At 62.1% G+C, this 21,935-nt stretch carries 16 protein-coding genes and 5 pseudogenes; 18 read left to right on the forward strand and 3 right to left on the reverse strand.

The window, feature by feature from the left end:
• Window positions 1-76 precede the first annotated feature (76 nt).
• From DYE23_RS07160 to DYE23_RS07175, 4 genes and pseudogenes are all read left to right on the forward strand, one after another.
• On the forward strand, window positions 77-1,159 hold the full coding sequence (locus DYE23_RS07160; protein ID WP_011895481.1) for a tyrosine-type recombinase/integrase: 1,083 nt from the start codon (window positions 77-79) through the stop codon (window positions 1,157-1,159).
• Window positions 1,107-3,038: a tyrosine-type recombinase/integrase gene (locus DYE23_RS07165; RefSeq protein ID WP_235660318.1), complete on the forward strand. Its 1,932-nt coding sequence runs from the start codon at window positions 1,107-1,109 to the stop codon at window positions 3,036-3,038. The genes DYE23_RS07160 and DYE23_RS07165 overlap by 53 nt, the downstream gene beginning before the upstream one ends.
• A complete protein-coding gene (locus DYE23_RS07170) occupies window positions 3,035-3,334 on the forward strand; it encodes a DUF6262 family protein (protein WP_115326493.1) in 300 nt (99 codons plus the stop codon). Before DYE23_RS07165 ends, DYE23_RS07170 begins: the two co-directional genes overlap by 4 nt.
• A gap of 34 nt (window positions 3,335-3,368) precedes the next feature.
• A pseudogene (locus DYE23_RS07175) lies at window positions 3,369-3,602 on the forward strand (integrase core domain-containing protein); the annotation flags it as partial.
• Here the strand turns inward: DYE23_RS07175 and DYE23_RS07180 are convergent.
• Window positions 3,566-4,395 (reverse strand): annotated as a pseudogene (locus tag DYE23_RS07180) (IS3 family transposase); the annotation flags it as partial. The pseudogenes DYE23_RS07175 and DYE23_RS07180 overlap by 37 nt on opposite strands.
• 282 nt (window positions 4,396-4,677) lie before the next feature.
• Here DYE23_RS07180 and DYE23_RS31730 point away from each other — a divergent pair.
• The 8 genes and pseudogenes from DYE23_RS31730 to DYE23_RS07220 all read left to right on the forward strand — a co-directional run.
• Window positions 4,678-4,854: pseudogene (locus tag DYE23_RS31730) on the forward strand (ATP-binding protein); the annotation flags it as partial.
• A 235-nt stretch (window positions 4,855-5,089) separates the two neighbouring features.
• On the forward strand, window positions 5,090-6,268 hold the full coding sequence (locus tag DYE23_RS07190) for a polysaccharide biosynthesis protein (RefSeq protein ID WP_115326870.1): 1,179 nt from the start codon (window positions 5,090-5,092) through the stop codon (window positions 6,266-6,268).
• A gap of 137 nt (window positions 6,269-6,405) precedes the next feature.
• Window positions 6,406-7,110 (forward strand): annotated as a pseudogene (locus DYE23_RS07195) (transposase); the annotation flags it as partial.
• 154 nt (window positions 7,111-7,264) lie between these two features.
• On the forward strand, window positions 7,265-7,852 hold the full coding sequence (locus DYE23_RS07200) for a helix-turn-helix domain-containing protein (RefSeq protein ID WP_115326491.1): 588 nt from the start codon (window positions 7,265-7,267) through the stop codon (window positions 7,850-7,852).
• A gap of 123 nt (window positions 7,853-7,975) precedes the next feature.
• The gene (locus DYE23_RS07205) at window positions 7,976-9,469 is read left to right on the forward strand and encodes a DDE-type integrase/transposase/recombinase (RefSeq protein ID WP_115326490.1); all 1,494 of its coding nucleotides are present in this window, start codon (window positions 7,976-7,978) and stop codon (window positions 9,467-9,469) included.
• Entirely contained in the window at window positions 9,466-10,281 is an 816-nt protein-coding gene (locus DYE23_RS07210; protein WP_016343888.1) for an ExeA family protein, read from the forward strand. The genes DYE23_RS07205 and DYE23_RS07210 overlap by 4 nt, the downstream gene beginning before the upstream one ends.
• 261 nt (window positions 10,282-10,542) lie before the next feature.
• Window positions 10,543-11,771, forward strand: a protein-coding gene (locus DYE23_RS07215) for an IS3 family transposase (RefSeq protein WP_109536170.1) whose coding sequence is annotated in 2 segments (ribosomal slippage) — window positions 10,543-10,855 and window positions 10,855-11,771 — 1,230 coding nt in all. Because the reading frame shifts where the segments join, the coding sequence is not laid out codon by codon here.
• A 32-nt stretch (window positions 11,772-11,803) separates the two neighbouring features.
• Window positions 11,804-12,538, forward strand: a pseudogene (locus tag DYE23_RS07220) (IS1380 family transposase); the annotation flags it as partial.
• 198 nt (window positions 12,539-12,736) lie between these two features.
• Here DYE23_RS07220 and DYE23_RS07225 read toward each other — a convergent pair.
• A complete protein-coding gene (locus DYE23_RS07225) occupies window positions 12,737-13,474 on the reverse strand; it encodes an FkbM family methyltransferase (protein WP_115326871.1) in 738 nt (245 codons plus the stop codon).
• 319 nt (window positions 13,475-13,793) lie between these two features.
• Here DYE23_RS07225 and DYE23_RS07230 point away from each other — a divergent pair, with 319 nt between their 5' ends.
• The gene (locus tag DYE23_RS07230; protein WP_115326872.1) at window positions 13,794-14,480 is read left to right on the forward strand and encodes an FkbM family methyltransferase; all 687 of its coding nucleotides are present in this window, start codon (window positions 13,794-13,796) and stop codon (window positions 14,478-14,480) included.
• Window positions 14,481-14,660: 180 nt separating this feature from the next.
• Window positions 14,661-15,350 (forward strand): class I SAM-dependent methyltransferase, encoded by a 690-nt coding sequence (locus tag DYE23_RS07235; protein WP_235660345.1) that lies wholly within the window; start codon window positions 14,661-14,663, stop codon window positions 15,348-15,350.
• Window positions 15,351-15,370: 20 nt separating this feature from the next.
• Here DYE23_RS07235 and DYE23_RS07240 read toward each other — a convergent pair whose 3' ends face one another.
• Window positions 15,371-16,630: a glycosyltransferase family 4 protein gene (locus DYE23_RS07240; protein WP_115326873.1), complete on the reverse strand. Its 1,260-nt coding sequence runs from the start codon at window positions 16,628-16,630 to the stop codon at window positions 15,371-15,373.
• Between the two features lie 212 nt (window positions 16,631-16,842).
• On the opposite strand from DYE23_RS07240, the gene DYE23_RS07245 reads away from it, so the two are divergent.
• From DYE23_RS07245 to DYE23_RS07260, 4 genes are all read left to right on the forward strand, one after another.
• Complete coding sequence (locus tag DYE23_RS07245; protein ID WP_115328888.1) at window positions 16,843-18,102, forward strand: nucleotide sugar dehydrogenase; 1,260 nt, start codon at window positions 16,843-16,845, stop codon at window positions 18,100-18,102.
• Window positions 18,103-18,376: 274 nt separating this feature from the next.
• Complete coding sequence (locus DYE23_RS07250) at window positions 18,377-19,006, forward strand: FkbM family methyltransferase (RefSeq protein ID WP_172527723.1); 630 nt, start codon at window positions 18,377-18,379, stop codon at window positions 19,004-19,006.
• Between the two features lie 149 nt (window positions 19,007-19,155).
• A complete protein-coding gene (locus DYE23_RS07255) occupies window positions 19,156-20,244 on the forward strand; it encodes a glycosyltransferase (protein ID WP_172527724.1) in 1,089 nt (362 codons plus the stop codon).
• A 120-nt stretch (window positions 20,245-20,364) separates the two neighbouring features.
• Window positions 20,365-21,771: an IS1380 family transposase gene (locus DYE23_RS07260; RefSeq protein WP_016341434.1), complete on the forward strand. Its 1,407-nt coding sequence runs from the start codon at window positions 20,365-20,367 to the stop codon at window positions 21,769-21,771.
• Window positions 21,772-21,935: the final 164 nt, after the last annotated feature.

The following is a 21,935-nucleotide window of genomic DNA, read 5'->3' on the forward strand; positions in this document are numbered from 1 at the left end:
CGGTACTGGCATGTAAACGACACGCCAGCAAGGAAAATGCTTGACCGGTGGGGGCCGGCGGGGTTGCACTTGTCTCATGACGATTCAGCATCAGCTGCGTCTGCAAGCAGGCACCGATGTCGCCTGGGTGTTGTCCGGTCCGGGTTGCGGGAAGTATGCGTTGGTCAACGAATACCTCAGGTATCTGGCCGACCGGAATTACTCTCCTCGCACGCTGCGGGCCTACGGCTATGACCTGTTGGCATTCTGCCGGTGGCTCGGCAGCGTCGACGTCGAGTTGAGTTCAGTGACCACCGAGACCGTGCTCGACTTCATGCGGCACTGCAGGCAGACTCCGATCGCGGGACGCCCCACCAACGTGGTGTCGATGACCGGCACGCGTCTCGACCGTTACTCGTCGACCACCATCAATCACCGGCTTGCCGCGTTGACGGGGCTGTTCACCTTCCGGGAGCTGCGTGACCCCGGACTGCGTACCCCAATCCCCAGCGGCCGCGAAGCGCGGCGGGTCAGCGCCGAGGAACGCAACGGCCTGCTCGGACATCTGGTGAGGCCGAAACGCCGATCGGCGCTGCGCCTGCGTGAACCGCGGCGGCTTCCGCGGGCTTTGAATCGCCGCGAGACCGCCGAGCTGTTATCGAGCCTGCGAACCTGGCGTGACCGAGCGCTGGCCGGGCTGATGTTGTTGTCCGGGTTGAGATCCGGGGAACTGCTCACCCTCGACGTGACTGACGTCGATATCGGAGCCCGCTGGGTGAAGGTGATGGGCAAAGGCGCCAAGGAACGCCGCGTGCCCCTCGATGTGGAGGTCGCAGGGCTGATCCAAACGTATCTTCTCGTCGAGCGACCCGAATCGGACAGCAACCGCCTTTTCCTGGTCGCCAAAGGCCCCCACCGGGGTCAGCCGTTGACCGCGGCCGGACTGCGCACCATCTTCCGGTATCACCGGATCAAGTCCGGAGTGCTCGCCGGTCACCCGCATGCGTTACGTCATACCTTCGGCACCGCGATGGCCGAGGCCGGTGTGGATCTAGCGGTGATGCAGGCACTGCTCGGACACGCCCACATCGACACCACAGCCCGCTACATCCATCTGGCACCCACCCATGTCAAGGCGGAATACGATGCTGCCCGAACACGATTACGCTCCCACACCTGAAACACCGGCGCAGATCTACGCCGCCTACCTGGTGCACCTACAACGCCGGGACCGCGGCAACACCGCCTACGCCCAGGCCGCCCGATCGTTCCTGCGGCGCTGGCCCCGAGTCCAGTCATGGGCCGACATCCCACTCGATGAGCAGCTGGCGGCGAACTGCTCGACACGCCCATTCGTCACCTTCTTGATGGTCAGCCGACGGTTGCAACCGGGCTACGACTACCTCGTTCACCGCAAGCTGTCGAGTCTGTGGCATGAGCTGACCGACAGTTGCCTGCAACCCGACCTCGATCAGTTCATCAGCGCAGCACTGGAACTGGGTTTCACCGAACGGGTCGCCTCGGCCATCGGCTCGCAGATCATCGCCCGGCTGCTGATCCAGACCGGCCGCCCCTTGACCGGCCTGCGGGAAAGCGACCTGCAGGAGTTGCTGCACGCCTGCCATGTTCGCCAAGAACGTACCGGACGCGGCGCCAAGCACTATCGCAGCACCACCCACAGTGCCCGCCAGATTCTGTTCCACCTCGGCATTCTTGATACACAGGCACGGCCGGCGGTCACTGCGTTGACCCTCGAGCAGCGGATGGTCGACGTTCCTGTCGCGCTGCGACCGGCGTTCGTGGCCTACCTGAACCGCAAATACGCCACCTGCGTGCCCAAAACGGTCAGTTCCCTGGCCACCCGATTGGCCCATTTCGGCCGGTACCTCGCCGCCGCCGACCCCAGCTTGACCTCCCTGAACCAACTGGACCGCCGCAGGCACATCGAACCGTTCATCACCTCGCTGACCACAGCCACCAACAGCGTCACCGGTGAGCCGATCACCGTCGCAGACCGGATCAGACGCATCCACGCGGTGGGAAACTTCCTAGCCGAGATCACCGAATGGGGATGGGACGACGCGCCACCGCGGCGCCTGATCTTCCGCACCGACCTGCCACGGCCACCCCGCTGCCTGCCCCGATACCTGCCCGTCGACTCCGACCGCAAACTCACTGCCGCACTGGCAAAATCACCCTACCGACTGGCCGCTGACGCACTGCTGGTGCAGCGAGCATGCGGACTGCGCATCGGTGAACTGCTCGACCTCGAACTCGACTGCATCCACGAGATCCCCGGCCAAGGATCCTGGCTCAAAGTTCCCCTCGGCAAGCTCAACTCCGAACGCATGATCCCCGTCGACGACGAGGTCCTCACCCTCGTGGACCGGATCACCACAACCCGCTCATCGGGCCGACCGATGATCCACCCCCGCACCGGAGCCCCAGCCGACTTCCTGTTCACCCACCACGGAAAACGACTCTCCCAGAACGCAGTACGTGAAGAATTGAACCGGGCAGCACAGGCCGCCAGCCTGGGACACATCACACCGCACCAACTGCGACACACCTACGCCACCGCGCTGATCAACGCCGGAGTCTCCCTGCAAGCACTCATGGCATTACTCGGCCACGTCTCCACCCAGATGAGCCTGCGCTACGCCCACCTCTTCGACCACACCGTACGCACCGAATACGAACGCGCCCTGGATCTGGCGAAGAGCCATATCGGAGCGCTGCCGAAAACCGCAGTCGGGCTGCCCATCACCGACATCACCGGCACCGGATGGAAGGACACACCGGCCATCAAATCCCGCCTCGCCGGCGGATACTGCCTACGCGCACCCGCGCAAGGATCCTGCCCCTACGCCAACATCTGCGAACACTGCCCAAGCTTTCACACCGACTCCACCCACCTGGCCGTCCTCGCCGCCCAACGCATCGACGCCCAAGATCTGGCAGCAGACGCAGAAAAACGAGGATGGATCGACGAAGCAGAGCGCCACCACAACCTCGTCTCCCGACTCGACGCACTCATCACCGGATCGGCATCCGCATGAATGAACCCGCCCTGCTCCGAGTCGAGCGCGTCTGCGCCGAACTCGCCACCTCAGGCCAACCCATCACCTTCACCACCGTGGCCGAACACGCCCAGATCAGCCGCGCGACGCTCTACCGCGACCACCAGCTCCGCGCCATCGTCGACGAACACCGCACCCGACAAACCGACGCCCGCACCCTGACCGGCCTGGCCACCGAAGTCGCACACCTGCGCACCGCCGTCGAAGCACTCGCCGCAGGAGTCAAACGCCACGAAGAACAAATCCGCAAGCTCACCAAACCACCCCGACGATGAACCATTCCGCCCAACACCGCGAGTCCATGAGCCCGGATTAGCCGGTCAAAGTGCCGATAACGCGTTGGCCGAATCGTTCAACGCCGCCCTCAAGCGCGAGATTCTGCAAGACCGTAACTGCTGGCCGGACGCGGCGATCTGCCGCCGTGAGGTCTTTCGGTGGCTGGCCCGCTACAACACCACACGACGGCACTCCTACTGCCGTCATTCCAGCCCCGCGACCTACGAAAGGAACCTGACACCGGCTACGCTGCCCGAAGCCGCATAACCACAAATCCCGTGTCCACTACATGGGGGCAAGGCCCGGTTGACCTCGATGGCGAGTGCTTCGCGGGTGAATTCGTCGATGACGTTGAGCATCTTGAGGGTGCGGCCGTCGGCGGTGGTGTCGAACTGAAAGTCCATCGCCCAGATCACGTTCGGACGGATCGGCGACATCGCGCCCACGGCTACACCGATACCGGTCAGCCGCTTCTTGCGGCGGCGCTGCGGGACCCGCAGGCCCTCCTCGCGCCAGAGCCGGCGGATGCGCTTGTTGTTGGCCTTCCAGCCCGCCCGCCGCGCCATCTTGGCAGCGCGGCGCCATCCCCAGCGAGGCCGGTCGGTGGAGAACCGGCGCAGCCAGGCCCGCAACTCGGCCTCCTCGGTAGTCATCGGCGGCGGCGCCAGCCGCATTGTGGAGCGGTGCAGGCCGACTACGGTGCAGGCGCGGCGCTCGGACACCCCGAACCGCTCACGCAGCATGGTCGCTGCGCGGCGTTTGCGGTTCGGGGTCAGAAGTTTCCCGACCCGATCTCCTTGAGCATGTCGATGTCGAGGGCCTGATTGGCGACCAGCTTCTTGAGCCGGGCGTTCTCGGCCTCGAGCTCTTTGAGGCGCTTGGCGTCGTTGGCCTTCATGCCGCCGTACTGCGCCAGCCAGCGATGCCACGTCGACTCGGTGATCTCCAGATGCCGGCACACCTCGGCCAGCTCCTGACCGGTCGCGAGCAGCTTGTTGCCCTCGGCGAGCTTGCGGATGATCTGATCCGGCGTATGCCGCCGGCGCTTGTTCGATGCCATGTCGTTGGTGATTCTTCCTGCCCGAACACTCGGGCAACAGAGTCCCACAACGACTGGACCACTACAGGGGGCTCACCTCAGCATCGCACCGACCGCCTCGACGCCGAACTGCGCAAGATCTCTCGCTACGGGCTGATCGTGATCGACGAAGTCGGATACGTCCCGTTCGACACCGAAGAGGCCAACCTGTTCTCTTCCACCTGGTCTCCACCCGCGACGAGGAATCCCTAATCGTCCTCCAACCTGCCGTTCTCCAGGTGGGGGTAGGTTGTCGGAGAAGGCACGATCGCCTCAGCGATGATCGACCGGATCGTGCACCGCGCCGACGTCATCGTCCTCAAAGGCGCCAGCTACCGCATCAAACACACCGCGATCGACACACTGCTCTCCGTAGAAGCCGACCGTGAGGCAGACTCCTCCACAGCGATCGGCGTCTACGACAGCGCCCTCGGAACCTGAGTTTCCCGGTGTCAGCGAACTCGCTCTAATATGGGACTTGAAGAACAGGATGGCGCCCGCAAATTCGCCGAGAGCCGCGTCTCAGTTACTGTACGACAGTTCAAGCAAAGTGAACACGAGATTGAGCCGAAGAGAGGCAATCGCTATGCCCGGTCGGCTGCGGTCGTCCCTTGTGCGTGGTCGATCAGGGATATGGCGACTAGTTGGGTTTAGTTTGTCGGTAGTTGTATTGGCCGTGACCTCTCTCGCCGCTATCCCGGCCATGATCGCTGCCAGCGGCCAAGCGGCGTGGGGGTCTGTCGCGCTCGGACAGGCGATCGGCACCATTGGTGGAGTAGCTGTTGGCTACGGTTGGGGCTGGTTCGGTCCCGCGAGAATCGCGCAGAACTCCGCTACCGAGAGGCGGATCGAGTACATCGAGTCGATAAAGGCCCGAGCGTCGTTGTTTGTCCCAGTCACGGCTGTTGCGGCGACCGTCGCGTATCTGCTCGCGTCTACGGATCCGACATTCGCAGCAGTGGGTGCGTTGTACACGACCAGCATTGGGCTTACCGCCAATTGGTACTTCGTCGGATCCGTGCGGCCATACACGATGTTGTCGCTAGAAACACTCCCGAGAGCGGCCGGCACACTTTTAGGAGTGCTTCTGATGTATCAGGGGCACAGCGCGATCGCCGGACCGCTGGGAATGTTCGCAGGAATGGCGGCTGGATTTGTTTTTTCAAGCATGTGGGTGATGTGGGAGACGAAGCGGGACGGTGCTGCTGCAGTTCCGACTCGTTCGCTCAAAATCCTGCTTCACTCGAACCGTCACGGTATCTTCTCCGCTTTGGGATCAGTAACGTACGTCGCCGCACCGATCGCCATAGTTTCGGTCGTCGCACCCGCTGTTCAACCTGCGTTTGCTTTGGCGGACAAGGTAAAACAACAGATTTACCTTACGTCGGGGCCAGCGGTCACGGTGCTACAGGGCTGGGTACCAAGGGGGCCGGAGGAGGGTCGAATTCGGCGGGCAAACGCGGCGCTCCTCAGCGCTGGCGCTTGTTCGATTGCACTTGGATTCGCCACCTGGGCGCTGGCCCCAACACTCGTAAGTTGGCTGGGAAGTAACCAGATTGCGTTGACCGGAGGAGTGGTGGTCCTTATGTCAGCGCTCGTGGCGCTGATCTTCTTTCAGGCAGTCCTGGAACGTGCAGTGCTGGCTAGCTTCGAGCAACTCGGAATCGTCGCGACCGCGATCCTGATTGGGTCAATTGTTGGTATGCCGGTGGTGGGATTCGGAGCGCACTCATTCGGCACGGTTGGCGCATTAAGTGGTGTATTGCTGGGAATGTCTCTCAGCGTAGTCATCGAACTATTTGCGTTCGCGAGAGGTCGGAAGCGCGTATTACAGCGGAAAGTGTTGGACACGTAAGGCACCCGGCCCCTTAGCCCGGATTTTTCGTGGAATGTTGACTGTGGGGGTGTGTAGATAAGCGAAAGTGCCTGTCCTGCAAGGAATAATTGGACTTCTCTACGGTTCAAAAACCCTGACGGGAAGGCACTTCGCAGGTGAAGAATATCGCGGCGGCATCGCCGGTGAAAGTTTCCGCCGACGGCCATGGCGTTGTGTCGCATGCCGGGATGGGCATGCTGCGTGAGCTTGCCGACCGGACCGGCTTATCGGCGCAGGTCACGGCCGCGTTGGCCGACACCTACCGCGGCCCGTGGGTGTATGCGCCTGGGGAGGTGTTCGCTGATCTGGCGGCCGCGGTCGCCGACGGCGCGGACTGCATCGACGCGGTCGGTCAGCTGTGCGGTGACCGGGAGCACGTCCTGGGGGCCAAGGCCTCAACGACCACCATGTGGCGGCTGATCGATGAGCGGATCGATGCCGCGCATCTACCCGGGGTGCGCGCAGCCCGAGCCGCGGCGCGGGCAGCGGCCTGGGCTGTCGGAGCCGCCCCCACCACCGGCGGCTGGCTGCATATCGACATCGATGCCACGCTGGTGATCGATCACTCCGACAACAAGGCCGGGGCTGCGCCGACCTGGAAGAAAACGTTCGGGCTGCACCCGCTGCTGGCGTTTCTGGACCGCCCCGACATCGCCGGCGGCGAAGCCCTGGCCGGGTTGCTGCGCAACGGTAACGCCGGCTCCAACACCGCCTCCGACCACATCATCGTCCTGCACCAGGCTTTGGCATCGCTGCCAGCGGCGTGGCGGCCCAACCTGTTGACCGTCTCTCAGCATGACGACCACGGGGTAGTTATTCGTCATTGAGGTTGCTGATGTGAGGCGCCGGATTCTCGTGAGGTTGCTGGTGTTGGTGTGCACCGTCAGGGTGAGGACGTACTGATGGGTCGCGCGGCACCCCGCTGAAGTCTTGGCGGGCTCGCAGGGTGCCGCGCTGTAGTGCACGGAGGCACTCATGGTGACGGTAGAGGCTGATCTGGTTTCCGTCGAGTCCCGGCTGGCTGCCGGCGAGATCGGGTGCCCGTCCTGCGACGACGGTGTGCTGGGCGGCTGGGGATTTGCCCGGCCCCGCCGCATCCGCGGCGTAGCTGGCGCGGTGCGTCCGCGACGGGGGCGTTGCCGGTCGTGTCTGGTGACGCATGTGCTGCTGCCGGTGATGATGTTTGCGCGTAGAGGGTATGGCGCACAGACGATTTGGAATGCGTTGGTGCAGCGAGCCGACGGCTTTGGGCATCGCCGAATCGCGGAGAATCTGAGGGTGCCAGCGACCACGGTGCGCGGATGGCTGCGCCGGGTGGCCGGGCGTGTGGAGTCAGTGCGGGCGTGGTTCATCCAGGTCGCGATGCGCACCGGAATAGACGTGCCGGTCCCGCAGGGGTTCGGCTGCGGCTGGCGTGATCTGGTGGCCGCGATAATCACCGCCGCTGCGGCGATCGGTCAGCGGTTCGGCCCGGCGGGGGTGCTGGGCGTGGTGACGCCGCACTTGGTGATGGTGGCGGTCAGCGGCGGGCGGCTGTTGGCGCCGGACTGGTTACCGGCATGACGTGGGGTGCACGCAACACCAGTTGCCCCTGACGCGACGCGCCGTGATCGGTGATCCTCGCCAAGGAACCTGCCCGGCAACGGTTTCGGGCAGGGCCGCCGAGCATGCGAGGAGGACACTGCGGTGTCATTGGAAGAGCACAAGCGTCGGGAGCGGGCCCACGCGATCGGGTTGTTCCGCTATCAGTTGATCTGCCCTGCACTGGAGGCGGGGTTGTCGACCAAGCAGCGGGGCAGGCTGGTCCGCGAGATCGCCGAGCGGCGCCATATCGACCCGTTCGGCAGTCAGGTGCAGGTGGCGCGGGCGACCTTGGATCGCTGGATCCGCCGTTACCGGGCTGGCGGCTTCGAGGCACTGGTCCCTGAGCCGCGGCGGTTGGCCACCCGCACCGATGAGCAGGTGTTGGAGCTGGCTTCCTCGCTGAAACGGGAGAACCCGGCCCGCACCGCCGCCCAGGTGGCCCGGATCCTGCGCACCGCGACCGGGTGGGCACCCTCAGAGTCGACCCTGCTGCGCCACTTCCACCGCAGCGAACTGATGGGCCCGGCCACCGGCGCGGCAGGTGAGGTGTTCGGGCGGTTCGAAGCCCCCGACCCGAATGAACTGTGGGTCGGCGATGCCCTGCACGGCCCGCGGGTCGGGGACCGCAAAACCTACCTCTTCGCGTTCCTCGACGACCATTCTCGGTTGGTGGTCGGGCACCGCTTCGGGTTCGCCGAAGACACCGTGCGCCTGGCGGCGGCGTTGAAGCCGGCGTTGGCTGCTCGCGGAGTTCCCGCCTCGATCTATGTCGACAACGGGTCCGCGTTCGTCGATGCGTGGTTGCTGCGGGCGTGCGCGAAACTCGGGATCCGGCTGGTGCATTCCGCGCCCGGTCGCCCGCAGGGCCGCGGCAAGATCGAACGGTTCTTCCGCACCGTGCGTGAACAGTTCCTCGTCGAGGTCACCGACACCAGCAGCGAGGACCTCGCCGCGGCCGGGGTGGATCACCGCGGGGCGTTGTTGGAGCTCAACCGGCTGTTCATGGCCTGGGTCGAGACCGAATACCATCGCCGCACCCACTCCGAGACCGAAGCGCCGCCGCTGGCTCGGTGGGAGGACGGCTGGGATCGGCTCGGCGGGCTGCCGGCGTTGCCGACTGCTGCGGATTTGACTGAGGCGTTCTTGTGGTCGGAGTTCCGCACGGTGACCAAAACCGCCACGGTCTCGCTGCATGCCAACACCTACCGGGTCGACCCGGCCCTGGCCGGGCGCCGGGTGGAGTTGGTGTTCTCCCCGTTCGATCTGGAAACGATCGAGGTCCGCTACCGGGATCAGAGTTTCGGCGCCGCGATCGCTCACACCATCACCCGCCATGCCCATCCGAAAGCCCGGCCCGAGACCGTTGACTCAGGACCTGCGCCGGCGGTGACGGGGATCGACTATCTGGCGTTGACTGCCGCTGCCCATCATGAGCAGCTGCGCCAGGATGAACGTATCGGCTATCACGCCCTCTACGGCCCTCGCACTGACCGCACTATCGACGCCCCTGGCGACCATGCTCAGATTCCTGGCCAGCTCTCCATCACCGACCTCGACCCCAGCAACGCTGCTCATGAAGATGGGGTGTCGGCATGAGTATTGAACGGCTGCAATCGCATTGGGGTTTCTCCCGGATGCCGTTCGGGCGGAATCTAGCTCCGTCGATGCTGCACCGCCACCCCGGCCACAGTGAAGCGATCGCCCGCATCGGCTGGTGTGTCAATCAGTGCGCGATCGGGGTCATCACCGGTGAAGTCGGCGCCGGCAAAACCGTGGCCATCCGCGCCGCGGCGACCGCCCTGGACCCCGCCCGGCACGTCATCATCTACCTGGCCAACCCCACCATCGGAGTCCGCGGGATGCTCACCCACATCGTGGCCGCACTCGGACACACCCCGGTCTTTCACACCGCCCGCCTCGCACCCCAGGCCGCGGACGCCCTGGCCGCTGAACACGCCGAACGCGGCCGCAACCCCGTGCTCGTCGTCGATGAAGCCCATCTGCTCGACAACCATCAGCTCGAAGCGATCCGGCTGCTCACGAACCATGACATGGACTCCGGGTCACCGTTCGCGGTGGTGCTGGTCGGCCAACCCACCCTGCGGCACCGGCTACGCCTCGGTGTCCTTGCCGCGTTGGATCAGCGCATCGCCGTGCGCTACACCCTGCCCGGCATGAGTCCAGCTGACACCGCCGACTACATCAGCCATCACACCAAGATCGCCGGCCGCTCCGACACCCTGTTCGCCGAGGATGCCGTCACCCTGATTCACAACGCCTCACGCGGACACCCACGAGCGGTCAACAACCTCGCCTTGCACGCGCTGACGGCTGCGTTCGCGGCCGGTCATTCCATCGTCGGTGAGAAAGCTGCCCGCATCGCCATCAGCGAAACAGCCTCAGACTGAACCAGACTCCCATCACCGAGACCACCACGGCATCACCGCGGCGACGATCCCGTCACCGAGACCACCACAGCCCCGCTCAAAACACCGAGCGGGGCTGTTCTCATCGATCCGTCATCATCACCACCGATGACGACAACATCGTCACGCTCAATGACGGGCAACACCCAACCCCGACGATCCCGACAACCCGGGACTTGACCCCGTGTGTTGGACACGCTCAATCCCAGGAATGTGCTGGGGGAAGCGAGATGATCCAACCCGATGGCAAGGAAAAATTACCCCGATGAGTTCAAGCGTGACGCGGTCGCGCTCTACCGGGACACCGAGGGCGCGACGATCGCCCAGATCGCTGCCGAGCTCGGTGTCAGCGAGGCCACGCTCTCGGCGTGGTGCAAGTCGGCCGGGGTGCCGATTCGGCACCGCCGCGGTGTCGTAGTGGCCGAGCCTGTGCCAGGGGCCGAGAGCCCTGAGCAGGAGCTGGCCCGCCTCCGCAGTGAGGTCAAGGCGTTACGCGCCACCGAGGCGCGGTTGTCCACCGAGCGTGACATCTTGCGGTCGGCGGCCAAATATTTCGCCGGGGAGACGAACTGGTGAGCCGCTTTCAGTTTGTCGCCGACCACCTGCACGCCTTCGAGGTGAAGTGGCTCTGCGCAGTCGTCGAGGTTGCGCGTTCGTCGTTCTACGCGTGGTTGGCCGGTGCTGACGGACGAGCGGCCCGTCGGGCTGCTGACGAGGCGCTGGCCGAGCGTATCCGCGCCGTCCACGACGAGGACAACACCTACGGGGCGCCGCGGATCACCGCCGAGCTCAACGACGGTGCGCCCGAGGGGCAGCGGGTCAACCACAAGCGGGTGGCTCGGGTGATGCGCGGCGCCGGGATCGCCGGTTATCGACGCCGACGTCGGGTCAAGACGACCGTGGCGGACCCGGCGAACCAGAAGGTCCCCGACCTGCTCAAACGGGATTTCACCGCCGCGCAGGTCAACACCCGTTACGTCGGCGACATCACCTACTTGCCATTGGCGACCGGCGCCAACCTGTACCTGGCCACCGTGATCGACTGCTGTTCACGGCGGGTCGCCGGGTGGGCGATCGCCGATCACATGCGCACCGAACTGGTCATCGATGCGCTCAAAGCCGCTGCTGCACTGCGGGGTTCACTGGCTGGTGCAATATTCCATGCAGATCATGGAAGTCAGTACACCTCACGGGATTTCGCGAATCTCTGCCGCGATCTGGGGGTCGTCCAGTCGATGGGTGCGGTGGGGTCAAGTGCCGATAACGCGTTGGCCGAATCGTTCAACGCCGCCCTCAAGCGCGAGATTCTGCAAGACCGTAACTGCTGGCCGGACGCGGCGATCTGCCGCCGTGAGGTCTTTCGGTGGCTGGCCCGCTACAACACCACACGACGGCACTCCTACTGCCGTCATTCCAGCCCCGCGACCTACGAAAGGAACCTGACACCGGCTACGCTGCCCGAAGCCGCATAACCACAAATCCCGTGTCCACTACATGGGGGCAAGGCCCCCCCGAGGCCCCGAAGGTGTTGGTGCGCTGCGATACCGCCGGATCCACCCACAAATTCGCCGCAGCGTGCCGGGCCGCCGGGGCCGGGTTCTCCTTCGGGTACCCCGTCGATACCCGCGTCCAGGACGCCGTGGACACCCTCAACCTCGGCGATTGCTGGTATCCAGCGATCGACACCGACGGCGGGATCCGCGACGGCGCGTGGGTCGCTGAAGCCACCGACCTGGTCAACCTGGCCTCCTGGCCCGAAGGGACCCGGCTGATCCTGCGTAAAGAACGCCCCCACCCCGGCGCGCAGTTGCGGTTCACCGACGCCGACGGCATGCGGGTCACCGCGTTCATCACCGACACACCACCGGGTGTCGTACCCGGTCAGGTCGCCGGTCTGGAACTACGGCACCGCCAGCACGCCCGCGTCGAGGACCGTATCCGCGAACTCAAAGCCACCGGGCTGCGTAACCTGCCCTGCCACTCCTTCTGGGCCAATGCTGCCTGGCTCGAAATCGTCCTGGCCGCCGCTGACCTGGTCACCTGGACCCGCCTCATCGGGTTCGCCAGCGATCGCGCTCTGGCCCGCGTCGAGATCACCACGTTCCGCTACCGGGTCCTGCACGTGGCCGCCCGTATCACCCGCGGCGCCCGCCAACTGCGGCTACGCATCGATGCCACCTGGCGCTGGGCGGCGGCGATCGCCGCCGCCTGGCACCGCGTCCGCACCGCCTTCGGATAACACCCCACCCCATCGGACCCATCAACGATGAAGGACCCACAGGCCCCAGGAAAGCCCGCCCCACCCGGCGACACGGGACAGCACCTCTACGCCACCACACGAAAACCACTACCCAACAACACAACTCGGCATCACACCGAACCCACACCAATTACCACGCAAAATCCGGGTTAGTGCCTTCACGATTGGTGCCGCCGGTCAGCTAGGCGCTTTCGTGAAGAGGAAGTTGTTCGCGTACGCAGGAGTCTGGGGCTGCTGGGCTAGTTGGTCGCGCTCTAAATCGAACGACGCGAATGGGTGCATGGCCCCATGTTGTCGATACTGCGCATGGACATAGCCGAGGTCCGCGAGCCAGGCCGTGATTCGATCGAGTCCACCGGGATTGTGGCGCTCCTCGATCTCAATGTAGATAGTCGCTTCGCTGCGGCGCAGAGTCTCCTCGGCGCCGCGTAGAAGGGCCTCCTCGTGGCCCTCGACATCGATCTTGAAAAAGCCTACATCAATGAGGCCAAATGAGTCGATCGTCGACAGCGGAACTTCGAAGGTTTCCGTCGGTACGTCTAATGTCCTCAAGCTCGCCTCGCCATTGGAGGATCTAGGCACGTGCAAGTATGCGATGCCCTCCTCATCGGAGAGGGCACAGTTGTGCATGGTGAGGCCGCGAATCCCACTCGCCGCAACGCGCTTCGCTAATTTCGGTTGGGGCTCAAACGCAATTACTTGACTGGCCGATCGAGAGATCCAATAGGTGTAGAGCCCGACGTTGGCTCCGGCGTCGATGGCGGGCTTTCCGACTGGGACAAGCGCCGCTAGATCACGACCCGGGGCGTAGAACCCTGGAAGCCGACGTCGGTTTCTCGCCACCCGAACTGAAAGTTCGAGCGGGGGAGGAAGGTATCGAAGCCCGTCACGTACAACGTCGCGGATCACACTCATGGTCCGCCCCTTTCTCCTTTGTGTCGTTCGCTTACGACCGGCGTAGACCGGCTAGCCGGCAAGCAGGCCCGATCGTAGCTGCAACCGGAGCGTCCTAGTCGAGTTCAAACGGCGAAAGCAGGGCGCCCACCCAAGCCGGTGTCCCCCACAGAATCTCCCACCGCATGGAGTGTAGCGGCGAGCGAGTGGAAAGATTTCGGCTGCAGGCAAAGGATCACATGCAAATCTGCTGAAGGGTCTACAGACTTACCCCAACGGCCTCGGTCAGGAGTAGTGGGGGGTAAAGCGCGCCGCGCTGCCACCACATATAGTTCGGGTCATGAGCCTGAAGCACACATTGAAGAGGTGGGTCCGTGATAACTACGGCGACCACCGTGTACGGCGGATTAAGTCTATCCGGACACAAATTGCCTGCAAGCTCAATGTCGGACCCTGGCGCCGGCCCGGATTGAATGGGATCGATGTCGATCTCGCAGATGCCTTCGGTTGGAGACGCGATGGAACATTTATAGAGTTAGGCGGGAACGACGGCTTCCAATACTCGAATACGTTGTTGCTGGAAAGAGAGCTAGGTTGGCGAGGAGTCCTGATCGAGGGGATCCCAGAGCTCGCGGCGGAATCGGTGCGCAATCGGCCAAAAGCAACGGTCGTGTGCGCGGCGGTGACGCAAGAATCGAATCAGGGCGTTGTTCCGATGAATGATGAGGACCTTATCAGCACGATTTCGGGTTCTCCCGGTCGAGTTTATGTCGCCACCACTACCCTATCGAGCGTGATTGACCAGGTTATGAATGGGAAGGCTCCTGATTTCCTCATCGTCGATGTAGAAGGGTTCGAGTTTGACGTGTTGGCGGGTTTGGATCTCACCCGACACCGTCCGACATGGATGCTTATCGAGACACTGGAAGAGGATCGTGTCAGCGATATTCTTGGTGGTTATACGCGGATCGCAAAGCTCTCGTACCACGACTACCTCTATAAACTGAATGAAGGCGGCGAAGCCTGACGAACAAGTGCCAGCTGTAATCGCAGTTTTGCAGTGCCTGTGATTAGGGCGGAGGGCAAGACCTGAACGAAGGTGCGAAATACATGAGTTGGGGGTGTGATGGACGCTTTGACGTTGCGGCGGCGGTTTTTTCCTGAGTCGAATGTGAGTGGTGTCAGCCACGTCGACGCAGGTGTGGCTATGTTCACTCAAATCGACGCGATTTTGAGGCCGACCGATCGAGTGCTGGATTTCGGTGCGGGCAGAGGTGAGCATATTCTCGACGATGCGATCGAATACCGCAAGCGGCTATTCAACCTTCGGGGTCGATGCGCTCATGTCGAGGGGTGCGATGTAGACGAAGCGGTCCTTACCAACCCGTTCTTGGATCATGCTGTGGTAATACACCCCAACACCCGCCTACCGTACCCGGATGACAGTTTCGACATAATCTTCTCCCGCTTCGTCTTTGAGCACATCCAGGACTCCAGCTCTGCCGCTGGTGAGATGCTGAGAGTGCTTAAACCTGGCGGGTTGATCGCAGCTCTGACTCCTAACCGATTCGGGTACATAGCGTTGGCTGCCACAGTAATTCCAAACAAGTTTCATGTGAGGGCTCTGCGATACATACAGCCTAAGCGTAAGTCAATAGATGTTTTTCCAACCAAGTATCGAATGAACTCTTCGGGCGCGATCAAAGCAGCTTTTGGCGACGGGTCAGAGGTTTACACCCAATTCGTTTCCGGAGAACCCGGGTACCACTTTGGGAAGCCATTCTTGTACGGAATATTCAAGTATTTGCACAAGATATTGCCGGATAGGTTGCAGCCTTTGATTATTGCCTATATTCGGAAGCCAAAGCGATATGCACAAGCGGGCTTAGAGGTATAGGGTCTCATTCAAGGTGGGCGCTATCGAGTCTTGTCGTCCCCTCCATCATTCGCAGTTAGGAGTTCGGTAAGGAGTTCCGACCATCGCTGGATCGCGGCGTCCCGCCCCAAGATCGCTTGGCGATACAGTCGTCCATTCGAGCCGAACTCCGCCATGATCTCCGGATTTTCGCGCATAGCCAGTATTTTTTCGAGCAGCAGACGAGGTTGGCCGGCCGGTACGACGACGCCGGCGCCGGACGCGAAGACTTCCGACGCGCTTATGCCCTCCGAATCGGTCGCAGCAACTACGGGACGTCCAGCGTGGAAGTACGACGTGAGTTTGCTCGGGACAGCCATTGCAGCAACGCCTGGCTTCTCGTTTACGAGAAGAATGTCGGCCGCACTTAAGGCGAGGCTGTAGGACTCATCGTTGAGCGACCCGACGAAGGTCAGGCGCGAGATCCCGCGCGCAAGTTCACATAATTTCTGCCGTTCGCTTCCGTCGCCAACGAGAATGAAATGGACTGGGGCGTTCTCGGCGTCTGCGAGTCGAGCTGCCTCGATGATGTTTTCCAATCCTTGTTTGGCGCCCATGTTGCCGGTGTGCACCGCCAATGTCGTGTCGACGGGCCAGCCTAAAGCGCTTTTTGCCTCGCTCGAATCTACGACGTCGCGATCTGGCAGGTGTGCCCAGTTTCGTATGACCGCTATCTTTCTCGACTCGACGGCGAGTTCATTTCGCAAGTAATCGGCGAACCGGTCGTGAATGACGACGACCTTATCGGCGGACCGAAGTGTGGCCCCCTCGACCCTACGGGTGACCCAAGCAGCCAGCCCCCCTCCTTCGCCGGTTTCTTCTAAACCGAGAGTGTAGATGTCCTGTACCCAGATGATTAGGCGTGGCTTGCGCGGTTTCACCGAAATCCTCAGCGCTGCAAAAGCTGTCGAGAACAGAGAAGGGGACACCGCAACGACTGCCGACGGACGCCCCCATCTCGCGATCACTAGTCGCGCACCGAAACTCAACTCCGAGAGCAGCCTTCGAACTCCGCGTGGCGACCGGGGCACATAGTGGAGTCTGCGCTGTATTTTTACGCCCGCGGAGTGGTCTGTACGCAGCCATTGCCCGTACCCCGCGCTGATCGCCCATTGTGGATAGTGGGGATGGGCGACGTGGGCTGTTACTCGGTGTCCGCGTTCAGTCAGCCCCGTAGCGAGACCGGTGGTGTAAGGCGCGATACCTGTGGGTTCCGGTAGGTAATTGAGACCCAGGATTGCTATATCGAAGCAAGAACGCATGGACCGAGGGTATCCAAGTGGCTGAGTTGCGGGAGTTTTGCAGTTGCCAAGCGGCTAGGACGGGAACCGCACGTATCAGAAAGAACCTCGATTTGGAACGGTATCGGCTCTGTGGAGGCTACCGCTCGTGGCTCCGGCTAAGCTTCGTGAGGCGCATGTTCGACTTCGTGTGCACGAGTTCGGATTCAAAGCCCGAAAGGCGGGGGGTAGCCGTGAAGATCGCGATCTTGGGCTTGGGGTATGTAGGTATCACGGCCGCAGCGTGCCTGGCGAGCCAGGGGCATGAGGTAATCGGGGTCGACCCCAACCAGACCAAAGTGAACGCGATCTTAGACGGGCGCTCGCCGATTAGCGAGCCGGGCGTCGAGGACCTGATAGCCCAGGCGCAAGCCAGTGGATCGCTAACAGCGACGACGGCGATGACGCGTGATGTGGCTTCCTGTGAATTGGTGATCGTCTGTGTCGGCACTCCGAGTGCAGTTGATGGCTCGCACAGCATGACGCACATCGCTGAGGTCTCTCGGCAGCTGGCCGAGCTTGTTAGAGCCAATCCAGCAACGCGGCTGACTGTCGCCTATCGATCAACGATACGACCTGGATCGATGGAGGAGTTGATACAACCCATTTTGGAATCAGTGCTGAGCGACGTTAAGTCTCAAATAGAACTCGTCTATTATCCCGAGTTCCTGCGTGAGTCTTCTGCCGTCAAAGATTTCTTCGCTCCGCCGAAAATCGTTGTCGGGACGGCAGACGGCCAAGCCAGCGCAGTCATCGACGAGCTAAATAAGGGCCTTGATGCCCCGGTATTTTATGTCAAATACCGTGAAAGTGAGATTACTAAGTTTGTTGATAACACATTCCATGCAGTAAAAACGGTGTTTGCGAACGAAGTTGGTCGCCTTTGCGTCCAGCTCGGAATCGATGCGTCCGAGGTCCACAAGATCTTTGTGTCAGACACCAAGCTGAACATTTCAGCGAATTACTTGCGCCCAGGTGGCGCTTTTGGTGGCTCCTGTCTTCCGAAAGACGTTCGTGCGTTTCAGCACATCTCTCGGACGTCTGGGGGAAATACTTTCATGATTGATTCTCTAATCGCATCGAACGAGGCGCACAAATCTTTTCTGTTTGAGTACGCAACGCGTAATTTGGAGCATGGATCGCGAGTTCTCCTGCTCGGTATCGCTTTCAAGGATCAAAGCGATGACCTGCGGGAAAGTCCAAATGTTGACCTGGCTCGAATGTTGATCACTGCTGGCTACCAGTTGTCGATTTTCGACCCGCATGTCGAGCCACAAAATCTCATGGGACAGAACCTAGGGGTACTTTCAAATTCTCCGTTCATACGCCAGCTGCTGGTCGACCGAAAGTCTGCCGAAGATACTGAGTGGAGCCTGGTGATCGATACGCGGGGAACTATTGGAAACTATTCGATTACAGCGGCAAGAATCGTTGATATCAATCGCCTGGCTTAGCGCCCGACGCCGCTTGCGGGGGCTAGTCCCGGCGCGTGGCTATGCTGGCATAGACGGAGCAGCACGAGCAAAGGCGTCGTGCTAGCCTGACCGTCGATCATCCGCTTCAATATATGACGGGGGGGGGACTGGTGATCCAAGTTCGCAGCCGCGTGCTTGATGATCAGCGTACGAAATGGCTTTAAAGCACAGATTAAGACATCTGGCACAGCGGTTCGGAGTGGACGTGGTCCGGTATCCTCTGCATGATCCTGTAGCCCGAACGGTACGCTTGATGGAGCACCACGGCATCAGTCACGTGATCGATGTGGGGGCTAATGACGGCGGATTCGCTTCCGAGATTCGTCAACTTGGCTACGACGGCACTATCGTGTCGTTCGAGCCGCTGCAAGAGCCCTACGAAAAGCTTCGGCGGAAGTCGACTTTGGACGGCAAATGGCAGGTGCACCGACGCGCCATCGGCGATTTCGATGGAGAGGTGACAATAAACGTTTCGGGAAACTCCGGTTTGTCGAGTTCCGTGCTGCCAATGCTCGATGCGCACGTAGAGGTTGCGCCCAATTCCGGATACGTGGCGCAGGAGACCGTTCCGCAGGCGCGCCTTGATACTCTGCTGCCGCAACTCGGAGTTGACACGACTTGTCGTACATTCCTGAAGGTTGACGTGCAAGGCTACGAAGCCGCGGTGTTGGACGGCGCGGTGGCCCTATTCGAAGAGGGCGGTATTCTCGGGCTTCAGTTGGAATTGTCTCTGACGCAACTCTATGCCGGCGGAATGACCTACCGCGAAGGGCTGGACCGCGCCGAGGCGCTGGGATTTTCCCTCATGGGTCTGGACCCCGTTTTTTCAGACCCGCGCACCGGCAGACTACTGCAGGTTGACGCCATTTTCTTTGCCGCATAGATCAGCCGTGGGTTTGGTGTACTGATTAGCAGCACGCCCGCGATCCAGATTGAAAGCGCCTAGCTATAACTCGGGAGACGAGACGAATGCAACCGCGCGTTCTTATACTGTCACCGCAGGTGTACGCGGAGCCTCACAGTGGTGTCGGGATGCGTGGGCATTTCCAGGCTGTGCATCTCTCGCGGCTGTGGCCAGTCACGGTGGTGACTGAAACCGGGACCTACGATGTGAAGGACGGAGTCTTCACGCACCGGGTTGTTACTGAAGTGGCCGAGGCTTCAAACGCGCTAGCATACCTACGGTCTGCGGCACGAAGGACGCACTATCTTTTCGAGAAGTACAACTGTCGATACTGGGAAGTGCCAAGCCTTGATGAGTTCACCCACGTCATTATTCATTATCCGGCTCTTCTGGAACTTTTGGCCAGCAGTCCTCGACCGCAGGCCTCAATTATTTTTGACACCCACAACAATGAGCGTGAGTACTTCGAAACAGTTGCTGCTCGGACGCCGAATCGCTTCAAAAGGGCGGTTATCAGTAAGCAAGCTGATGTCGCAGAACGCGTAATCCAGAAGGCTAGAGGTCTTATAGCGGCGACTATTTCGGTGTCGGAGAGCGACCGTGATTGGATTGAGTCTCTTTGCGGTAGTGGTGTTCGGCATTTCGTTATACCTAATAACCTGTTCAGTTACAGCCCGACAAAATGGACGGGACGCAAGTCAATTTTGTATGTCGGCTCGCTGAACGTCACGATGAACCTACAGGCACTCGAGTGGTTTACGGTGAACGTCTGGCCACTGCTTCGGAAGATCGTACCGGATGTCGAGTTTGTGGTCGCCGGGCGAGATCCCTCAGCAGCATTGATGGCCGATCTTAAGCGGAAAGGTGTGACGGTCATCGCGAATGCCCCGTCCCTGGATCCGCTTTATGAAGATGCGTTGTGCTCCCTCATTCCGGCATCCTCGGGGTCTGGAGGCAAAATCAAAGTCTGCGAGGCGCTTTCGCGTGGCGTTCCAGTGATCACTACCCCGCACGGCCTGGTCGGACAACCGGCGGCCATCGCTGACTGCTGCATCGTCCGGGAGGATCCAGCCGGCTGGGTTGACGCGATTCGGGCTCAGGTAGAACGGGGACACCGCTCAACCGGCGAGTGGGACGATCAGGTCGAGGCAGCACTTAGTGCGAGCTACTTCGGAAACTCCATCAAACAGATCTCACAATACATCGAATCCCGCTAGCCCGGATTTTTCGTGGAATGTTGACTGTGGGGGTGTGTAGATAAGCGAAAGTGCCTGTCCTGCAAGGAATAATTGGACTTCTCTACGGTTCAAAAACCCTGACGGGAAGGCACTTCGCAGGTGAAGAATATCGCGGCGGCATCGCCGGTGAAAGTTTCCGCCGACGGCCATGGCGTTGTGTCGCATGCCGGGATGGGCATGCTGCGTGAGCTTGCCGACCGGACCGGCTTATCGGCGCAGGTCACGGCCGCGTTGGCCGACACCTACCGCGGCCCGTGGGTGTATGCGCCTGGGGAGGTGTTCGCTGATCTGGCGGCCGCGGTCGCCGACGGCGCGGACTGCATCGACGCGGTCGGTCAGCTGTGCGGTGACCGGGAGCACGTCCTGGGGGCCAAGGCCTCAACGACCACCATGTGGCGGCTGATCGATGAGCGGATCGATGCCGCGCATCTACCCGGGGTGCGCGCAGCCCGAGCCGCGGCGCGGGCAGCGGCCTGGGCTGTCGGAGCCGCCCCCACCACCGGCGGCTGGCTGCATATCGACATCGATGCCACGCTGGTGATCGATCACTCCGACAACAAGGCCGGGGCTGCGCCGACCTGGAAGAAAACGTTCGGGCTGCACCCGCTGCTGGCGTTTCTGGACCGCCCCGACATCGCCGGCGGCGAAGCCCTGGCCGGGTTGCTGCGCAACGGTAACGCCGGCTCCAACACCGCCTCCGACCACATCATCGTCCTGCACCAGGCTTTGGCATCGCTGCCAGCGGCGTGGCGGCCCAACCCCGACGATCCCGACAACCCCGAGGCCCCGAAGGTGTTGGTGCGCTGCGATACCGCCGGATCCACCCACAAATTCGCCGCAGCGTGCCGGGCCGCCGGGGCCGGGTTCTCCTTCGGGTACCCCGTCGATACCCGCGTCCAGGACGCCGTGGACACCCTCAACCTCGGCGATTGCTGGTATCCAGCGATCGACACCGACGGCGGGATCCGCGACGGCGCGTGGGTCGCTGAAGCCACCGACCTGGTCAACCTGGCCTCCTGGCCCGAAGGGACCCGGCTGATCCTGCGTAAAGAACGCCCCCACCCCGGCGCGCAGTTGCGGTTCACCGACGCCGACGGCATGCGGGTCACCGCGTTCATCACCGACACACCACCGGGTGTCGTACCCGGTCAGGTCGCCGGTCTGGAACTACGGCACCGCCAGCACGCCCGCGTCGAGGACCGTATCCGCGAACTCAAAGCCACCGGGCTGCGTAACCTGCCCTGCCACTCCTTCTGGGCCAATGCTGCCTGGCTCGAAATCGTCCTGGCCGCCGCTGACCTGGTCACCTGGACCCGCCTCATCGGGTTCGCCAGCGATCGCGCTCTGGCCCGCGTCGAGATCACCACGTTCCGCTACCGGGTCCTGCACGTGGCCGCCCGTATCACCCGCGGCGCCCGCCAACTGCGGCTACGCATCGATGCCACCTGGCGCTGGGCGGCGGCGATCGCCGCCGCCTGGCACCGCGTCCGCACCGCCTTCGGATAACACCCCACCCCATCGGACCCATCAACGATGAAGGACCCACAGGCCCCAGGAAAGCCCGCCCCACCCGGCGACACGGGACAGCACCTCTACGCCACCACACGAAAACCACTACCCAACAACACAACTCGGCATCACACCGAACCCACACCAATTACCACGCAAAA

Origin of the sequence: Mycolicibacterium gilvum (genome assembly GCF_900454025.1) — a bacterium.
GTDB classification, from domain to species: domain Bacteria; phylum Actinomycetota; class Actinomycetes; order Mycobacteriales; family Mycobacteriaceae; genus Mycobacterium; species Mycobacterium gilvum.

Coding starts and splice junctions, on each gene's coding strand:
- DYE23_RS07160 (WP_011895481.1), top strand. CDS start 77: ATGACGATTCAGCATCAGCTGCGTCTGCAAGCAGGCACCGATGTCGCC.
- DYE23_RS07165 (WP_235660318.1), top strand. CDS start 1,107: ATGTCAAGGCGGAATACGATGCTGCCCGAACACGATTACGCTCCCACA.
- DYE23_RS07170 (WP_115326493.1), top strand. CDS start 3,035: ATGAATGAACCCGCCCTGCTCCGAGTCGAGCGCGTCTGCGCCGAACTC.
- DYE23_RS07200 (WP_115326491.1), top strand. CDS start 7,265: ATGGTGACGGTAGAGGCTGATCTGGTTTCCGTCGAGTCCCGGCTGGCT.
- DYE23_RS07210 (WP_016343888.1), top strand. CDS start 9,466: ATGAGTATTGAACGGCTGCAATCGCATTGGGGTTTCTCCCGGATGCCG.
- DYE23_RS07225 (WP_115326871.1), bottom strand. CDS start 13,474: ATGAGTGTGATCCGCGACGTTGTACGTGACGGGCTTCGATACCTTCCT.
- DYE23_RS07230 (WP_115326872.1), top strand. CDS start 13,794: ATGAGCCTGAAGCACACATTGAAGAGGTGGGTCCGTGATAACTACGGC.
- DYE23_RS07235 (WP_235660345.1), top strand. CDS start 14,661: ATGTTCACTCAAATCGACGCGATTTTGAGGCCGACCGATCGAGTGCTG.
- DYE23_RS07240 (WP_115326873.1), bottom strand. CDS start 16,630: ATGCGTTCTTGCTTCGATATAGCAATCCTGGGTCTCAATTACCTACCG.
- DYE23_RS07250 (WP_172527723.1), top strand. CDS start 18,377: ATGGAGCACCACGGCATCAGTCACGTGATCGATGTGGGGGCTAATGAC.
- DYE23_RS07255 (WP_172527724.1), top strand. CDS start 19,156: ATGCGTGGGCATTTCCAGGCTGTGCATCTCTCGCGGCTGTGGCCAGTC.